This is a genomic window from Aquirufa novilacunae (genome assembly GCF_045310505.1).
In the GTDB taxonomy this organism is placed as follows: Bacteria; Bacteroidota; Bacteroidia; order Cytophagales; family Spirosomataceae; genus Aquirufa; species Aquirufa novilacunae.
Genome location: NZ_JBEWZG010000001.1, coordinates 370,048 through 386,267, shown reverse-complemented (window position 1 = coordinate 386,267; position 16,220 = coordinate 370,048). Strand labels below are relative to the sequence as shown.

15 protein-coding genes and 3 tRNA genes are annotated in these 16,220 nt (G+C 37.3%); 8 read left to right on the top strand and 10 right to left on the bottom strand.

Annotated elements, in window-relative coordinates:
- The first annotated feature begins 29 nt into the window (after positions 1 to 29).
- The 8 genes from V7S74_RS01760 to V7S74_RS01725 all read left to right on the top strand — a co-directional run bounded on the left by V7S74_RS01760 (position 30) and on the right by V7S74_RS01725 (position 5,787).
- Entirely contained in the window at positions 30 to 764 is a 735-nt protein-coding gene (locus V7S74_RS01760; RefSeq protein WP_406777052.1) for an electron transfer flavoprotein subunit beta/FixA family protein, read from the top strand.
- Position 765: 1 nt separating this feature from the next.
- Positions 766 to 1,695, top strand: coding sequence for an electron transfer flavoprotein subunit alpha/FixB family protein (locus tag V7S74_RS01755; RefSeq protein ID WP_406777051.1), 930 nt, complete (start codon positions 766 to 768; stop codon positions 1,693 to 1,695).
- Between the two features lie 70 nt (positions 1,696 to 1,765).
- Positions 1,766 to 2,308, top strand: a complete 543-nt coding sequence (locus V7S74_RS01750; protein WP_406777050.1) for a bifunctional nuclease family protein — start codon at positions 1,766 to 1,768, stop codon at positions 2,306 to 2,308.
- A 2-nt stretch (positions 2,309 to 2,310) separates the two neighbouring features.
- On the top strand, positions 2,311 to 3,195 hold the full coding sequence (locus V7S74_RS01745; protein WP_406777049.1) for a cell division protein FtsX: 885 nt from the start codon (positions 2,311 to 2,313) through the stop codon (positions 3,193 to 3,195).
- A 1-nt stretch (position 3,196) separates the two neighbouring features.
- The gene (locus V7S74_RS01740; protein ID WP_406777048.1) at positions 3,197 to 3,400 is read left to right on the top strand and encodes a DUF3098 domain-containing protein; all 204 of its coding nucleotides are present in this window, start codon (positions 3,197 to 3,199) and stop codon (positions 3,398 to 3,400) included.
- Positions 3,400 to 4,188: an undecaprenyl-diphosphate phosphatase gene (locus V7S74_RS01735; protein ID WP_406777047.1), complete on the top strand. Its 789-nt coding sequence runs from the start codon at positions 3,400 to 3,402 to the stop codon at positions 4,186 to 4,188. The genes V7S74_RS01740 and V7S74_RS01735 overlap by 1 nt, the downstream gene beginning before the upstream one ends.
- Positions 4,176 to 4,865, top strand: coding sequence for a tRNA pseudouridine(55) synthase TruB (truB, locus tag V7S74_RS01730; RefSeq protein WP_406777046.1), 690 nt, complete (start codon positions 4,176 to 4,178; stop codon positions 4,863 to 4,865). The genes V7S74_RS01735 and truB overlap by 13 nt, the downstream gene beginning before the upstream one ends.
- On the top strand, positions 4,849 to 5,787 hold the full coding sequence (locus V7S74_RS01725) for a bifunctional riboflavin kinase/FAD synthetase (RefSeq protein ID WP_406777045.1): 939 nt from the start codon (positions 4,849 to 4,851) through the stop codon (positions 5,785 to 5,787). The genes truB and V7S74_RS01725 overlap by 17 nt, the downstream gene beginning before the upstream one ends.
- Here the strand turns inward: V7S74_RS01725 and pheA are convergent.
- From pheA to V7S74_RS01675, 10 genes are all read right to left on the bottom strand, one after another.
- Positions 5,761 to 6,837, bottom strand: a complete 1,077-nt coding sequence (pheA, locus tag V7S74_RS01720; RefSeq protein WP_406777044.1) for a prephenate dehydratase — start codon at positions 6,835 to 6,837, stop codon at positions 5,761 to 5,763. The two genes, V7S74_RS01725 and pheA, sit on opposite strands and share 27 nt — an antisense overlap.
- Before the next feature lie 101 nt (positions 6,838 to 6,938).
- Positions 6,939 to 7,012: transfer RNA gene (locus V7S74_RS01715), tRNA-Arg, on the bottom strand.
- Positions 7,013 to 7,075: 63 nt separating this feature from the next.
- Positions 7,076 to 7,149 (bottom strand) — tRNA-Pro (locus V7S74_RS01710).
- An 11-nt stretch (positions 7,150 to 7,160) separates the two neighbouring features.
- Positions 7,161 to 7,247: transfer RNA gene (locus V7S74_RS01705), tRNA-Ser, on the bottom strand.
- Positions 7,248 to 7,310: 63 nt separating this feature from the next.
- Complete coding sequence (locus V7S74_RS01700) at positions 7,311 to 8,810, bottom strand: glutamate synthase subunit beta (protein WP_406777043.1); 1,500 nt, start codon at positions 8,808 to 8,810, stop codon at positions 7,311 to 7,313.
- A gap of 6 nt (positions 8,811 to 8,816) precedes the next feature.
- Positions 8,817 to 13,385, bottom strand: a complete 4,569-nt coding sequence (gltB, locus tag V7S74_RS01695) for a glutamate synthase large subunit (RefSeq protein WP_406777042.1) — start codon at positions 13,383 to 13,385, stop codon at positions 8,817 to 8,819.
- Between the two features lie 200 nt (positions 13,386 to 13,585).
- The gene (locus V7S74_RS01690) at positions 13,586 to 14,020 is read right to left on the bottom strand and encodes an STAS domain-containing protein (protein WP_406777041.1); all 435 of its coding nucleotides are present in this window, start codon (positions 14,018 to 14,020) and stop codon (positions 13,586 to 13,588) included.
- The gene (locus V7S74_RS01685) at positions 14,013 to 14,945 is read right to left on the bottom strand and encodes a phosphoribosylaminoimidazolesuccinocarboxamide synthase (protein WP_406777040.1); all 933 of its coding nucleotides are present in this window, start codon (positions 14,943 to 14,945) and stop codon (positions 14,013 to 14,015) included. The genes V7S74_RS01690 and V7S74_RS01685 overlap by 8 nt, the downstream gene beginning before the upstream one ends.
- Positions 14,946 to 14,956: 11 nt before the next feature.
- A complete protein-coding gene (locus tag V7S74_RS01680; RefSeq protein WP_406777039.1) occupies positions 14,957 to 15,493 on the bottom strand; it encodes a hypothetical protein in 537 nt (178 codons plus the stop codon).
- Entirely contained in the window at positions 15,494 to 16,168 is a 675-nt protein-coding gene (locus V7S74_RS01675; RefSeq protein WP_406777038.1) for a hypothetical protein, read from the bottom strand.
- Positions 16,169 to 16,220: the final 52 nt, after the last annotated feature.

The window sequence follows — 16,220 nt, the reverse complement described above, 5'->3', positions numbered from 1 at the left end:
AGTATGCTTGCATAACAATTTAATCTGCCATGAAAATACTAGTCTGTATCTCCTGTGTCCCAGACACTACTTCAAAAATAGCAATAGATCCATCAACCTCCCAAATAAGTAGTCAAGGATTAACCTATATCGTAGGACCCTATGACGATTATGCCCTTTCTAGAGCCATTGAATTAAAAGAAAGCAATGGTGCTGAGGTGATTGTTCTACACGTAGGTGGTTCTGAATCTGAAGCTTTAATTCGTAAATGTTTAGCCTTAGGTGCTGATTCTGCCGTTCGTATTGATGGCAATCCTATCTCCTCTACCCAAATAGCTGATGCCATTGTTGACTACGTCAAACAAAATCCAGTAGATCTAATCTTAATGGGTAAAGAATCCATCGATTATAATTCTGGAATAGTTCATGGATTAGTGGCTGGTGCTTTGGGGTATGTTCACTTCAATCCAGTGATGCATTTAGATTTAGCAGGAAATAATTTGCAATTAGAAGTTGAAATAGACGGTGGTAAGATGGAAGTCTCTTGCGCTTTGCCTGCTGTTTTAGGTTGCCAAGAGCCAATTGCTGAATGGAAAATCCCTTCGATGCGGGGTATTATGACAGCTAGAACGAAGGAAATAAGTGTAATACCGTTAATTCCGACAGATTCGGTAAAACTAGTGAAGGCGAGTATTGCTGAAACAGCTCGTCGAAATAAGATGATTGATGCGGCTGAAGCAGAGACTTTAATTGATTTATTAAAAACAGAAACAAACGTTTTATAAGATGAAAAATGTAGCCATTATTGCCCAAGCCAAAGAAGGTCACTTAAACGAAGCCACAAATCTTCTTCTATCCTTTGTTTCGAAATTTAATCCAGAAAAAATTACCTTAGTCGTTCTGGGTGAAAATCATTTATCATCAGTCGGTTCTTCGGTTCCAGTAGATGTTATTTCTCTATCTGATGGCTTATGGACGGATACCTCAGCTGTTAGTAGTTTAGCAAATGCGGTAAAAGGATATACCGTTTTCGGTATTAAGTCTATTCAAATCGATAATTTATTAAGTCTTTTAGCGTCTTGTTTAAAGGCTGAAGTAGTTTCAGGTGTTCAGCATTTGGGCTATTCAGCAGGTGTTTTTTTCATCGTTAAGTCGATCTTTTCTGGAAAAGCCTCCTTAGAAATTAGCAGCTCAACAGCTTCGATTTTTAGTTTAAATCGCAACTTTGATTTTACCGATGTGGCCGAATTACCTGCGAAAGCGGTCAATTCAACCTCTGTTCTCACCTATTCATCAGATAGTAAATCTGCTATAACTGCATTAAAGCCGATTACAGGTTCTATTCCATTGCCAGATGCAGCACTTGTTGTTAGTGCGGGAAGAGGACTTAAGGATCCATCGAACTGGACGATTGTAGAAGATTTAGCCAATGCATTAGGCGCAGCTACCGCTTGTTCAAAGCCTGTTTCTGATTTGAATTGGCGTCCTCACCACGAACACGTGGGGCAAACGGGGGTAAAAGTATCGCCTAATCTGTACATAGCTTGTGGTATATCAGGTGCTATCCAGCATTTGGCAGGAGTTAATGGTTCTCGAATTATAGTGGTTATTAATAATGACCCAGAGGCACCTTTCTTCAAGCATGCTGATTATGGAATTGTAGGAGATGTAAATGATATCCTTCCAAGACTAACAAAAAAGCTCCAATCACATTAATATTAGCGGTCTAATTGGTACATTTGTGTTTTAATGTAGGCCTTTGAAAGAATTTATTCCTTTACGAATTTTGTCAGTCAACCCTAGTTCCGTTGGAGCTAGTTCGTATATATTATTGTTAGAGTCAACTGATTCTAAAGCTTTGCGTTTTCCTATCGTTATTGGAAGTCAAGAAGCGCAATCTATTTCTGTATTCTTAGAGCATATTACGCCTAGTAGACCCTTAACACATGATTTGTGTGTGAGTCTACTAGGATATACTTCCCTATCCGTTCAACAGGTGATTATTACCGATTTCAAAGATGGTATTTTTTATGCTCACCTTGTGATTAATAAAGACGGAGAAATTATCCATGTAGATGCTAGGCCATCTGATTCTATTGCGATAGCCGTGCGATTAGATGTTCCTATTCTTATTTCCGAAAAACTATTACATGATATTTGTATTCCCGACGAGGAGTTTTTGGATGAATTAGAGGAAGAGTATGAGAGTGTAAATAAACCTTCCCCTGTGCGTTCTAAGGCAGAATTAGAGGGATTATTAACTAAGGCTTTGGCAGAAGAGAATTACGAAGAGGCTGCCAAGCTTAGAGATGAAATTGAAAAATTATAGGTATGAAATATTCTAAAAGTCGTCCACAGTCTACCCAATTAACTTTAGTCATTTCGATGGCTAGTTTGGCGTTTATTATTGCCTTATTCTTTCAATTATTTGTAAGCGTAAGATCCTGGGGAAATGAGATTAAGTCTCAGATGAAGATTTATGTCTATTTAAGTGATTCGTTACAAACAGCAGATTTAGCATCGACCATAACCTATTTTAAATCTCGCCCCTATCTTGGAGGTAAGGAATTAAAACCTGACTTGGAATTTAAGTCTAAAGCTGCGATAGCTTCCGAATTCCTTACTTCCTCCCAAGAAGATTATAAATCGCTTTTAGGCGAGGAAAACCCATTCAAGAATTGTTTAATCTTGGGTATTAAAGACGAATTCAAAAATGAAGCTTCTTTCAAGAAAATTGTTTCTGAAATTCAAGCTAGACCTGAGGTTTATGAGGTTACCTATCCGAATACTTTTTTAGGATCGCTATTAGGTAAAATTCAAGCTGTAGGTTATGTGGGCTTAGTATTAATCTCTTTATTGACATTATTTATTTATCTGCAATTAGCTAATAGCATTCGGTTGCACATTCATGGTAATCGGGTATTAATTAAGACGATGCAACTTTTAGGAAGTACAAATGGATTTATTCAAAAACCTTATTTATTAAATGCTGTTTTGGTTGGTTTCCTTGGTGGATTCATCGGTTTTGTATTAGCCGATGGAGCATTTTACTATTTTTCAACTTCTATTCCAGAAATTAAATCGGTGTTTTTTGATCAATCAAATCAAGTTCAATTAGTGCTTGTTTGTGTAGGTTTTTGTACACTATTTAGTTTAGTAGCGTCTTTCTTTTCTTTATCGAAGTATTTAAAAATTCAACATACAAACCTTTTTTAATATGAGTCAATCTAATATGCCACTAGGCGCGAAGGACATAAAAATTCTATTAATTGGAATTGGAATTATGTTAGTTGGTTTTTTTGTGATGACTATGGATAAGGAGGAATTCGGTTTTGGTTTCTTGGGCTTAACCCTAGGTCCCATTTTAGTCTTAATCGGAATTATCATTCCTATTTTTTCGCTATTTAAGTTAAAGCGTTAATGACTGAAATAGTAAAAACAATCATTTTAGGTATTGTAGAAGGTTTAACAGAGTTTTTACCCGTCTCATCTACTGCCCATTTAATTATTACAGAGAATTTATTAGGAATAGAAAATTCTAAATTCTTGAACTTTTTCACGGTTTTTGTACAACTAGGTGCAATTGCAGCCGTTCCATTACTTTACTTTAAGCGTCTCTTCAGTTCAGGATTATCTATTTACTTTACGATCATCTTCTCCTTCATTCCTGCGGTTATCTTAGGCGTATTATTGGATGATTTCTTAGAAGCTCTATTTCAAGGATATTGGTTCATCGCTGGATCCTGGATTGTTGGTGGTTTAATTTTGATTCGTATCGATACCTGGTTACCCGCAAAATCAGATGCTTTAGAAATCCCTTCTATTTCGTATTTAAAAGCTTTTAAGATTGGCTTATACCAATGTATAGCCATGATACCGGGAGTTTCTAGGTCAGGAGCCACTATAGTAGGTGGTCGTATGCTGGGTCTAAGTCATTCTGCTGCTGTGGAATACTCCTTTTTATTAGGCATCCCCACGATTTTAGGAGCCTGTGCGAAGAAGTTATTAGATTACCGGCATGATTTTGATGTGTTATTTACCAAAGAGCACATTCAGTTTTTAAGCATTGGTACTTTTATCAGTTTTGTCATTGCGTTGTTAACAATTAAATGGATGGTGGGTTTTGTTCGTCAACACGGATTCACCTTGTTTGGATATTATCGGATCATTATTGGTGTCGGTTTAAGTATTTACTTGTGGATGAATTAACAGAAGTTCAAGATAAATTTTACGTTATCAATAAGCCCAGAGAATGGTCTTCATTCGATGTAGTTAAAAAGATTCGTAACCTAGGTCGATTTAAGAAAATTGGCCATGCAGGAACTCTAGATCCTTTGGCTACGGGTATTCTGATTATGTGCGTAGGTAAATACACCAAGAAGATTGATTATTTTCAATCTCTTCCTAAGACCTATACAGGTAAATTAGTTCTAGGAAAAACTACCCCTTCCATTGATTTAGAGACTGAATTTGATGGTGAATATCCGGTAGATCACATCACAACAGATAGGCTTGAAGAAGTTCGTCAATCATTTCTTGGTGTTATTCAACAAGTCCCTCCTATTTATTCTGCTATTAAGTTAAATGGACAACGTTTATTTACACATGCCCGAAATGGGGTGAATGCGGAGGATTTAGAAATCAAGATACGCGAGGTGGAAGTTTATCGAATGGAAATCGATGCGACTCTTTTTCCGGAGATTAGTTTTGAGATTGAATGTAGCAAGGGTACTTATATTCGAAGTATTGTTCGAGATTTTGGCATTAAATGTCAATCAGGAGCTTATATGAGTGAATTAGTTCGAACAAAAATTGGTGATTGGGGTTTAGATAAGGCGCAAGAGGTGTCGGAATTTACTAGTGATAAATATGAAGTGCTTTTATAGCTTTGATACGGTTGAAATTGCTGACTCGACAGCCGTTACCATCGGCATGTTTGATGGCTTGCATATAGGCCATTTAAAGGTGCTAGAGGGATGTGTGTCTGTTTCTAAATCGAAAGGTTTGAAAACCTGCGTGATCACCTTTTCTAATCATCCTGCAGATCATTTTACTGGAAAACGAAATGAGCTATTGATGCCAATGCAGGAAAAGATTCAATCATTTGAAGGCTTAGGTATCGACTATTTAGTAATTCTACCTTTTGATACCTACTTGGTAGAAATGCCAGCAAACCATTTCATCCAAGATTTGATCATTCAAAAGTTAAAGGCGAAGAGTGTCGTATTAGGCTATGATAATCATTTTGGAAAGAATAGAGAAGGTTCGATTTCCTATATTCAAACGAATTATGCTAGCCAATTAGAAGCTGTATCGATTGATGTAGCTAAAGTGGATGATATTATTGTTAGTTCCTCTCAAATCAAAAAGTACCTATCTGAAGGTCAAGTTTCGAAGGCCAAAGAAATGTTAGGGCATCCTTATGATATTTCTGGAACTGTCGTTCATGGCAATCAAAATGGTCGAAAAATAGGCTTTCCTACCGCAAATATGTCTCTAAATGCGGACAATAAGTTTATCCCTCAATTGGGCGTGTATTTAGTTCAGGTAGAAGTGGAATTAGGTTCTTATTATGGTTTGACAAATATGGGTTACCGCCCTACCCTGAATAAGGATGAGGGAATTCATATTGAAACCCATATTTTAGGTTTTGATGGAGATATCTATGGGCAACCTATTAGCTTGAAATTTATCGAAAAAATTAGATCAGAAAAGCGATTCGATTCTTTTGATGAACTAAAGAATCAAATCGCAGCAGATTTAGCTTGGGCTAAGTTATTTTTAGCACAAATTCATATAGCTTCCTAAGAAGACTAGCTCGTCTTGTCGTTTTTCCAAAAGTTCTTGAATCTTTTGATCTAACTTATTCCCTTCAATATCGATGAAGAACCAAAACTTGAATTCATTAGTATCCTTTTGAGGGCGAGATTCAATCTTTAATAAGTTTATTCCTCTCGTTTCAAAATCCTGTAGTAGAGATAATAAAGCCCCTGGCTTATCATCATTTTTTAATTTAACGGCTAGACTTGTTTTGTCTTTATCCGTCTTCTTTAAATTTTCTACTTTGGAAATGATAAAGAAACGCGTTTGATTCGAATCATTATCTTGAATATTATCAAACAAGATAGGAAGCGAATAGATTTTAGCGGCTATGTGTGAACATAAAGCTGCGCCATCTTCCTCCTCTACGGCTAATTTAGCTGCACGTGAGGTAGAATCTACCTGAACAAAGAAATCCTCTTCCTGACCAGAGAAATAGTCATTTAAGAAACCTTTGCATTGTTGGAAGGCAATGTCTTTAGAATAGATCTTTTTTATTCCCTGAATACCATTGTGCTTAGAGGCTAAGCAGAAATTTACCGGGATAATAATTTCAGATATAACGAATAGATTTTTCTCATTTAAAAGATCCATCGTCTCTTTCACCATTCCTTCTTGGTTGTTCTCAATCGGAACAACGCCATACTTAGCACGACCCGTTTCGACTGATTCAAATACAGATTTGATTGAAGGAAGAGAAATGTAATCTGCTACTGCACCAAAACGCGTTTCAGCCGCCTGATGCGTGAAACTACCCTCGGGACCTAAGAAGCAAATAATTTCAGGTAATTCTAAATTTCTAGATACACCGAAAATTTCTAGGAAAATGGCTTCTATAGCCTCTTTTCTTAGTTTACCCGTAAACTGATTAGCTAAACGATCGATAATTTCTTTCTCTCTATCGGGATGGTAAATAACCGCGTTAGACTCACGTTTTAATTTACCAATCTCCTCAACGAATTCCATTCTCTGTACGAGTAAAGAAAGTATGGAGTCATCGATCTGATCTATTTTGCCTCTTAATTCAGGTATATTCATGCGTATTGTGCTAATTAGCTCAATTTACTAAAATATGAAGATTTAAGGAAGGGAAATAAAAAAAGGATTTGAATAAATCCTTTCCTTAGACTAACAAGATGTGATTCCGTTTGGATTCGAACCAAAGACCTACTGCTTAGAAGGCAGTTGCTCTATCCAGCTGAGCTACGGAACCTTAATCAAAATAAAAAGTCAATTTATAATTGGTGTAAAACACGTCCTCATAAATTGACTTTTGTCGGGGTGGCAGGATTCGAACCTACGACCTCTTGGTCCCAAACCAAGCGCGATACCGGGCTACGCTACACCCCGAAAATTGACTGCGGAGAGAGAGGGATTCGAACCCTCGGTACCGTTACCAGTACGCATGTTTAGCAAACATGTCCTTTCGGCCTCTCAGGCATCTCTCCTAGCATTTAAGAGAGCACAAATGTACTAAATATATTTAGTAAATGAAATAAATGGCGAAAAATTTATTTCGCCATTAGGTCAAAACTAGACACTGATTTACCTTCAAGGGCTGTTTTACCCATTAAATATAAGTCAATATTTCTAGCCGCTTCACGTCCTTCAGAGATAGCCCAAACCACTAATGATTGGCCTCTTCTTGCATCACCTGCAATGAAAACTTTCTCATTATCAGATTGATAAGATGCATTCGCAACTAAGTTTCCTCGCTCATCAGACTTCACTCCTACGGCTGTTAATTGTTCAAAAAGTGAACCATGATCCGTGTGTAAAAAACCTGCAGCAATTAAAGCTAAATCACATGGAATTTTTCTTGTGTTGATCACTTCTTGCTCCATTTTACCATCCTTCATGTTATAAACGATGTCACCGATGATCAATGCTTCCAATTCACCTTTGTCATTCTTCACAAATTCTTGCAAAGAAATAGACCATAAACGCTCAGCTCCCTCATCATGAGAAGTCGATGTACGTAGCATGGATGGCCAATTGGGCCATGGCGTATTCTCAGCCCTGTTTACTGGAGGCTTCGGCATTACTTCAATTTGAGTAATAGAAGCAGCTTTATGGCGATTAGATGTACCTACACAGTCAGATCCCGTGTCACCACCACCAATGACCACCACATGTTTGCCTTCAGCTAAAATGTTATTATTCGTGTAAGCCTCACCTTTGTGATTTACCTCTAAAGCGATAGAGGCATTACGTTTATTTTGTTGAGAAAGGAATTCCATGGCTGGATAAATACCTTTAGCATCATTTCCTTTCGCAGTAATGAAACGAGGAGTTGTACTACCCGTTGCTACTAATACGGCATCAAATTCATTCGTCAGATTAGCCAACTTCTCAGTAGTTCCTATGTTAGCATTCGTTACAAAAGTGATTCCCTCCTTCTTCATGACATCCACACGTCTTGAAACAACCGTTTTGTCTAATTTAAAATCAGGAATACCATAACGTAATAAGCCACCAATTTGATCCGCACGCTCATAAACAGTCACTAGGTGACCTGCTTTATTTAATTGTGCAGCTGCCGCTAAACCTGCTGGTCCCGAACCGATCACTGCAATTTTCTTACCTGTACGTGTTTTGGGGATAAATGGAACAACCCATCCTTCTGAATAGGCTTTTTCGATAATTGACTTCTCGATTAATTCAATAGCAACTGCTGGCTTGTTAATACCTAGTACACAAGCTGATTCGCAAGGTGCAGGACAAATACGGCCTGTAAATTCAGGAAAATTATTAGTTGTACTTAAAATATCATAAGCATATTTCCAATTTTGCTCGTATACAGCATCGTTGAATTCAGGGATGATATTTCCAAGTGGACAACCATTATGGCAAAATGGTGTACCACAATCCATACAACGACTAGCTTGCGCTTCTGTATCCGCAATCGAATTCAATTGTTCAATTTCTTTGTAGTCATTAACACGCTCAGCAACCGCTCTTTTAGGAGCTAATTTGCGGTCAATTTCTAAAAATCCTGTAGGCTTACCCATTCTATCTTATTTTAAATCTACTTTAATATCTTGATACACTCTGTCTTTATCAGCTAATACATCTGATATGCTCAATTGACGAGAACTTAAGGCGTTTTTGTAGTCAATTGGTAGCACTTTCTTGAATTGACTAGCTAAGGCACTGAAGTTATCATAAACTTGTTTCCCTTTCACTGAACCAGTTAATGATACATGTTTTTCTAAGTACATTAGGATGATATTCTTATCCTCTGGAGTTAAATCAGTGATTTCAACCATCTCGCGATTTACCTTAGCATCAAACGTGTTTTGCTCATCTAAAATATAAGCAACACCACCTGACATACCTGCACCAAAGTTTCTACCCGTATTGCCTAAAATAATCACTAAACCACCTGTCATATACTCGCAGCCGTGATCACCAATTCCTTCTACGACTACTTTCGCACCAGAATTTCTAACACAGAAGCGTTCACCAGCCATACCAGCTAAATAAGCTTCTCCTGAGGTAGCTCCATAGAAAGATACGTTACCTACGATTGAATTTTCAGAGGCCTTAAAGGAAGCCAACGGCGAAGGATAGGCCACTAAGGTAGCACCGCATAAACCTTTTCCTACATAGTCATTCGCATCTCCTTCAATCTCAAATTTAATCCCTTTTACAGAGAAGGCTCCGAATGATTGACCTGCTGTACCTTTAAACTTAATGTTAATCGTATCAGCCGCTAATCCCTTCTCACCATATTTTTTCGTGATCTCATTCGATAAAATAGTACCAACGGAACGGTTTACGTTAATGATGTCTAATTCACCATGAACGACCTCTCCTTTTTCAATCGCTGGCTTAGCAATTTTCAATAACTCCCAATCTAACTGGTCTTCTAAACCGTGATCTTGCTCTTCTGATTTATAGACAGCTACTCCTTCTGAAAGAACTGCTGGAGCTAAGATTGGGTTTAAATCAACATTCTTGAACTTCCAGTGATTTGATAAGTCTTTCATTTCTAATAAATCAACACGACCTACCATTTCTTCTAATCTACGGAAGCCTAGCTCAGCCATTATCTCACGTAATTCTTGCGCTAAGAAATGGAACAAGTTAACTACGTGATCTGCTTGACCCGTGTAAAGCGCGCGCAATTCAGGATTCTGAGTTGCCACACCTACTGGACACGTATTTAAGTGACACTTACGCATCATAATACAACCCGCAGTAACTAAGGCAGCTGTTGCTACACCGAATTCTTCCGCGCCTAATAATGCAGCTACGGCGATATCTTTACCTGTTTTGATTTGGCCGTCCGCTTGGATAGTCACACGTCCGCGTAATTTATTTTTTACAAGCGTTTGATGCGTTTCAGCTAATCCAAGTTCCCAAGGTAAACCGGCGTGACGAATAGATGATAAAGGTGATGCACCTGTTCCACCATCGTAACCAGCGATAAGGATATGATCCGCATGTGCTTTTGCTACACCTGCTGCAATCGTTCCTACACCTGCCTCTGACACTAATTTTACAGAAATACGCGCAGCTCTGTTAGCATTCTTAAGGTCAAAGATTAATTGAGCTAAATCCTCAATTGAATAAATATCATGGTGTGGTGGAGGTGAAATTAAACCTACACCTGGCGTACTGTGACGCGTTTTACCAATCCAATCATCTACTTTATGACCAGGTAATTGGCCACCTTCACCTGGCTTAGCACCTTGAGCCATTTTGATTTGAAGTTCCTTCGCATTGGTTAAATAATGCGCAGTTACACCAAAACGACCCGATGCCACTTGCTTAATAGCGGAATTCATTGAATCCCCGTTCGCCATTTTCTCAAAACGAATCGGATCCTCTCCACCTTCACCCGTATTTGATTTACCACCAATACGATTCATGGCGATGGCAAGGGTTGTATGTGCTTCGTAGGAAATAGATCCAAATGACATAGCACCCGTTGCAAAACGAGCTAAAATATTTTCAATCGGCTCTACTTCATCGATAGAGATGGATTTACCCGTTTTAAATTTAAGTAAACCACGTAGTGTGATTGATTTCTTGCTTTGATCATCAATTAATTGAGCATATTTTTTATAAACAGAATAGTCGTTCTGTTTAGTTGCTTGCTGCAATAAGTGGATCGTTGCTGGATTGAATAAGTGCTCCTCTCCTCTTTGTTTCCATTGATAGATACCACCCACCTCTAATTTCGGAGATTCTTGTTTCAATAATTGATAACCTGAAGAATGCTTGATTAGTGCTTCTTTGGCAATCGTATCTAAATTAATACCTCCAATACGTGAAATTGAACCAGTGAAATAGGTATCTACTACATCTTTTCCTAAACCTAGGATTTCAAAAATTTGAGCACCTTGGTAAGATTGTAATGTCGAAATACCCATTTTAGAGAATATCTTCAGTAATTCTCCATTTACCGCCTTGATATAATTATACTCTAACTTATCATAGCTAAGGTCCTTATTAACAAAACCCTGATCTTTCATGGCTTTGATCGTTTCAAAAGCCATATATGGATTCACTGCACTAGCACCATAACCAATTAAGGTAGCATAGTGATGTGTTTCCCAAACATCTCCCGCCTCAATAATAATACCAACTTTCGCTCTCTTCTTCGTACGAATCAAGTGATTGTGCACGGAAGCTAAAGCTAATAAAGAAGGAATTGGCGCATGTGAACTATCAATACCTCTATCTGTCAATAAAATGATAGAATATCCATCATCCACAGCATCTTCTGCATATTGATTAATTCGGTCCAAAGCCTTTTTCAACACACCCTCCTCTTCAGAAGCACGGAAGGTCATGTGAATTGATTTTGTTTGGAAATTCTCATGGTCAATCCAACGAATCTTTTCTACCTCTTTATTGCGTAAAACAGGTTGCTGAATTTCAATTTGACGGCAATGCGTAGGACTTTCCTCTAATAAATTGGATAAACCACCAATATCAGATAGTAATGACATGACCATTCTCTCCCGAATTGGATCGATTGGAGGATTCGTTACCTGAGCAAATAATTGTTTGAAGTACGACGATAAGTGTTGCGCTTTCTCAGATAGAACAGCTAATGGGGTATCGATACCCATTGAACCTAAGGCCTCTTTACCCGTTTCAGCCATTTGAGCTAAAACAACACGGATATCTTCGGTTGTAAAACCAAAAATCTGCTGACGTGAAACTAATTCAATAGCTTTCGGCTGTCTGTATTCACTACCAGCTTCTGGCAAATCCTCTACGCGGATCTTATTATTTACAAGCCACTCCCCATAAGGTTGTTGCTGGCAAATTTTTTCTTTTAATTCTTCATCAGGAATAATACGACCTTGTTCCATGTCCACAACGAACATCTTCCCAGGTTGTAAACGACCTTTTGAGACAATAGTTGCAGGATCTAGATCTAATACTCCTGCTTCAGATGCCATAATTACATGGTCATCGGATGTCACCCAGTAACGTGATGGACGCAATCCATTACGATCTAAAGTAGCTCCGATCATTTTACCATCTGTAAATGAGATACTAGCTGGACCATCCCAAGGTTCCATCATGGCAGCATGGTACTCATAGAAATCTTTCTTGTACTTCTCCATGCTTTCGTTGCCATCCCATGCTTCAGGGATTAGCATCATCATCACATGTGGCAATGAACGACCTGTTAAGTACAATAATTCGATCGCATTATCTAAAATAGCCGAATCAGATTGTCCTAAACTACAAACTGGAAGAATCATATCTAATTCCTCCTGAGTGAAATACTTGCTAGAGAACAAGGCAGACTGCGCTTGCATCCAAGATGAATTTCCTTTTACCGTGTTAATCTCCCCATTGTGCGCAATGAAGCGGAACGGTTGAGCTAACTTCCATTCTGGGAAGGTGTTCGTTGAGAAACGAGAGTGTACAATTGCTAAAGCTGATGTAAAGTTCTCTTGGAATAAATCTAAGAAGTAACCTGGCACCTGCATTGTCGTTAACATACCTTTATAAATGATGGTACGGCAAGACAAAGAAGCGAAATAGAATTTATTGTTTAATCCAGCAATAGTTTCATTTAATAATTTTGAAACATACTGTCTGAAAACATATAATTTACGCTCAAAATCAATTTCTGTAGCACAATCAGCTGGACGTTCAATGAATAATTGTTGAATCGATGGCTCCGCATTTCCAGAATCAGCCCCTGTAATCTCCGAATTATCAACAGGAACTAAACGGTAACCTAAAATGCGTAAACCCAATTTCTTCGATTTGCGCTCAATGACTTCTTTACATTCTTTAATTAAAGTTTCGTCTTTTGGAAAAAAGACCATACCCACGCCATAGTTTCCTAAAGACGGCAAAGCGAACCCTAAAGAACTCGTTTCTTCTAAAAAGAATTCATGTGGAAGCTGTACTAAAACACCTGCCCCGTCCCCTGAGTTAGGATCACAGCCACAGGCTCCACGGTGATCCATTCGAATCAACATCTTAATGGAATCCTGAACAATGCGGTGTGATTTTATGCCTTTTAAACTGGCTACAAAACCAATACCACAAGCATCATGCTCGAATTCTTTTCTGTACAAACCTACTTCATTCGGATTTCTCATAGGAAACTATAAATATTCTAATAAAAATAATAATAAATCAAAAACAGCTATGACCGCAGAAATGTATATTTCAGGTAGATAATATAGCTAATTTCAAATTTAATTAAAAATAAATTTGGCAAAACGATCTAATGACAAAATATTCTTCGGATTCACAAATATCAAAATTGCAACACAAAAAATCTTGATATTATACAATTTTAGTCGTAATCCTCTCCGTAAGACTCGCCATATTCCTCCCCAGACTCCGTATCATCTTCATCTTGGAACTCATTTTCTAGATCATTTAAATAGATAGCATCTACACCCTCTTGAACGGTATTCAACAGAGTTAAATATTCAATTTTGGCAGTATCTAATCTTTCAGCTATTTCTTCATTTTTAGTTACAACGACGAATAAGCCGCCTTCATTCGTGCAAATCTTAGTGCCTTTACGAATGGCAGAAACTCCGTAACCATCAATTTCAGCTGTTTTAGAAAGATTTAAGATAATGTTAGCATAATCTTTTTTAAACAAAAGGCGAATTGCATTTTCTAATTCCTCTGAATTAGCAGCCGCTAATTGTTCAGCTTTCCAATCAATAACGGCATAACTTTCGTTTTGTTCGAGTTGAAATGAATTAATATTAGACATGTTTTAAATACTGAATGGTGTTAGTGTAAATACGGTTGTGTAAATCATCTTGTGGTTCTTTATTAAATTTCAAACCTGTGATTTCTTCATATAAAAGAATATATCTTTCTGATATTTGTTGAACGAACTCATCGGTAATCGTGGGAACTTGTTGCCCCTCTTTTCCTTGAAATCCATTGGCGATAAGCCATTCTCTGACGAATTCCTTCGATAATTGTTTCTGTGCTAAGCCCTTCGCAAATAATTCCGCATAAGGTGTTTTGTAGAAATAGCGGGAAGAATCAGGTGTATGAATTTCATCCATCAACATAATTTTACCTTCATACAACCCAAATTCATATTTAGTATCCACTAAAATAAGGTCTTTTTCAGCAGCCATCTCCTGCCCTCTTTGAAACAAACGATGCGTTATTTGGCATAATTCGTCCATGTATTCTTTAGATACAATTCCCTGAGAGATAATCTCTTCCACTGAAATATCTTCATCATGTCCTTCGCTCGCCTTTGTTGTGGGAGTAATAATTGGAGAAGGTAATTGTTGATTTTCTACCAAACCTTCAGGAAGTGAAACCCCGCAAACACTACGTTTACCAGCCTTGTATTCTCTCCAAAGATGCCCTACTAAATAGCCTCTAATCACCATTTCAATTGGAAACGGCTGGCATTTAAGACCAAATGCCACATTGGGGTCTGGGGTAGCTAACAACCAATTAGGAACAATATCTGCTGTTTTTTGTAAAAAATAACTCGCAATCTGATTTAGCACTTGCCCTTTAAATGGAATCAAACGAGGTAAAACTACATCAAATGCAGAAATACGATCAGAGGTAATCATTAACAAATGATCTCCAATTCCATAAACATCACGCACTTTTCCTCTATAAAAAGAGGTTTGATTAGGGAATTGATAAGGGACATTACTCATGGTTTGTATTGTTAGTAAATGAAATTCTTTTGCTTCTTTTTCATCAAATCAAGTAAAGATAACGCTTCTTGCGTATTTATTTTTTGAGTTTGACTGATCATTTGCGTTGATTTAGCTTGTTTCTTTAATTTGTTCTGAGGAAAATTGAATGCGTACAATTCGTATGTTTTAACTAAAGTATCCACATTCCCATTTTTCTTGATCGAATTTTGTAAATCAACTAACCCTTTCTGTTGATCACCAACATTGGCGGAAAAATGACTCAGTAATATATCAATCTCCATACTTTGGGAATTCAACCTCAAAGTTTGTTTATCCATCCCATTCTTTCTCGACTTCAATTCCAGAACAGCAATTAATCGCTCGATCTCGGGATTAACAAAAATCGTAGCTTGTTTAATACTTTTAGCACCTTTTAAAGCCTGAACGTAATTTTTTGACTGAACTTGCTGGTTAATTTCTGCCACTGCAACATTATACTGCTTCGAAGAAGCGTTGAATAAACCTTCGTAGAATAAAATAAAGATGTAGAATAGCGTTGTAAACATTTACATTTTGATTGCTTTTGCCGTAAATACACTATCTATGAACAATAAAAGCACTATTAAAATTACTAAATATATTTTTACGTAAGAACTCGTAATCCAGTTATTCAATTCACTCGTATTAAACAAGGAATTGGAAGTACTTAAATCTCCTAATTTTTGCCACTTATTTTTACTTTTCTGAAACTGTAAAATGTCCTCTTTATTTGGTACTGAAAGTCCTATTCCCTCATACTTTCTATGATGAAATTGAGTAGCATTGAAAGCGTGTTGCTCAATTAAATTCAAAAATGATTCTTGATCAGTCTGTGGTAGTACTTGCACCCATTGTCTTTCCAAAGGATCGTAAACAATTAATCCTAAATTACTATTACTTGACATATCCTGAACTTTCTTTTGTAATTGGTTCCAAGTTAAGCTGGAGGCGTCTTTTGATATGCCGAATAAATAGGATTGCTCATTTTGAATGGACTTAGAATAGGTTTGCTTTACCTGTAAACTATAAAAAGTCAATAGCATAAAGGAGGAAAGAAGCACGAATCGTAACAAGTACCTAAATACCACGAATCTAGAGACTTGATAAACCGACCCTTTGGCTACATAATATTTATACGCCATTAAAAGAGATGTAATGAGGTAAATTCCAACCAATAAGACACCTATTTCCTTTAAATTCATAAAATCGGTTAAATTCAATAAAATTTAATTGCTATTTTTACAATTCTATCAA

What these genes read in the sequence shown, in the direction of transcription:
- V7S74_RS01760 (WP_406777052.1), top strand. Translation starts at nt 30, where the DNA reads ATGAAAATACTAGTCTGTATCTCCTGTGTCCCAGACACTACTTCAAAA.
- V7S74_RS01755 (WP_406777051.1), top strand. Translation starts at nt 766, where the DNA reads ATGAAAAATGTAGCCATTATTGCCCAAGCCAAAGAAGGTCACTTAAAC.
- V7S74_RS01745 (WP_406777049.1), top strand. Translation starts at nt 2,311, where the DNA reads ATGAAATATTCTAAAAGTCGTCCACAGTCTACCCAATTAACTTTAGTC.
- V7S74_RS01740 (WP_406777048.1), top strand. Translation starts at nt 3,197, where the DNA reads ATGAGTCAATCTAATATGCCACTAGGCGCGAAGGACATAAAAATTCTA.
- V7S74_RS01735 (WP_406777047.1), top strand. Translation starts at nt 3,400, where the DNA reads ATGACTGAAATAGTAAAAACAATCATTTTAGGTATTGTAGAAGGTTTA.
- V7S74_RS01725 (WP_406777045.1), top strand. Translation starts at nt 4,849, where the DNA reads ATGAAGTGCTTTTATAGCTTTGATACGGTTGAAATTGCTGACTCGACA.
- pheA (WP_406777044.1), bottom strand. Translation starts at nt 6,837, where the DNA reads ATGAATATACCTGAATTAAGAGGCAAAATAGATCAGATCGATGACTCC.
- V7S74_RS01700 (WP_406777043.1), bottom strand. Translation starts at nt 8,810, where the DNA reads ATGGGTAAGCCTACAGGATTTTTAGAAATTGACCGCAAATTAGCTCCT.
- gltB (WP_406777042.1), bottom strand. Translation starts at nt 13,385, where the DNA reads ATGAGAAATCCGAATGAAGTAGGTTTGTACAGAAAAGAATTCGAGCAT.
- V7S74_RS01690 (WP_406777041.1), bottom strand. Translation starts at nt 14,020, where the DNA reads ATGTCTAATATTAATTCATTTCAACTCGAACAAAACGAAAGTTATGCC.
- V7S74_RS01685 (WP_406777040.1), bottom strand. Translation starts at nt 14,945, where the DNA reads ATGAGTAATGTCCCTTATCAATTCCCTAATCAAACCTCTTTTTATAGA.
- V7S74_RS01680 (WP_406777039.1), bottom strand. Translation starts at nt 15,493, where the DNA reads ATGTTTACAACGCTATTCTACATCTTTATTTTATTCTACGAAGGTTTA.
- V7S74_RS01675 (WP_406777038.1), bottom strand. Translation starts at nt 16,168, where the DNA reads ATGAATTTAAAGGAAATAGGTGTCTTATTGGTTGGAATTTACCTCATT.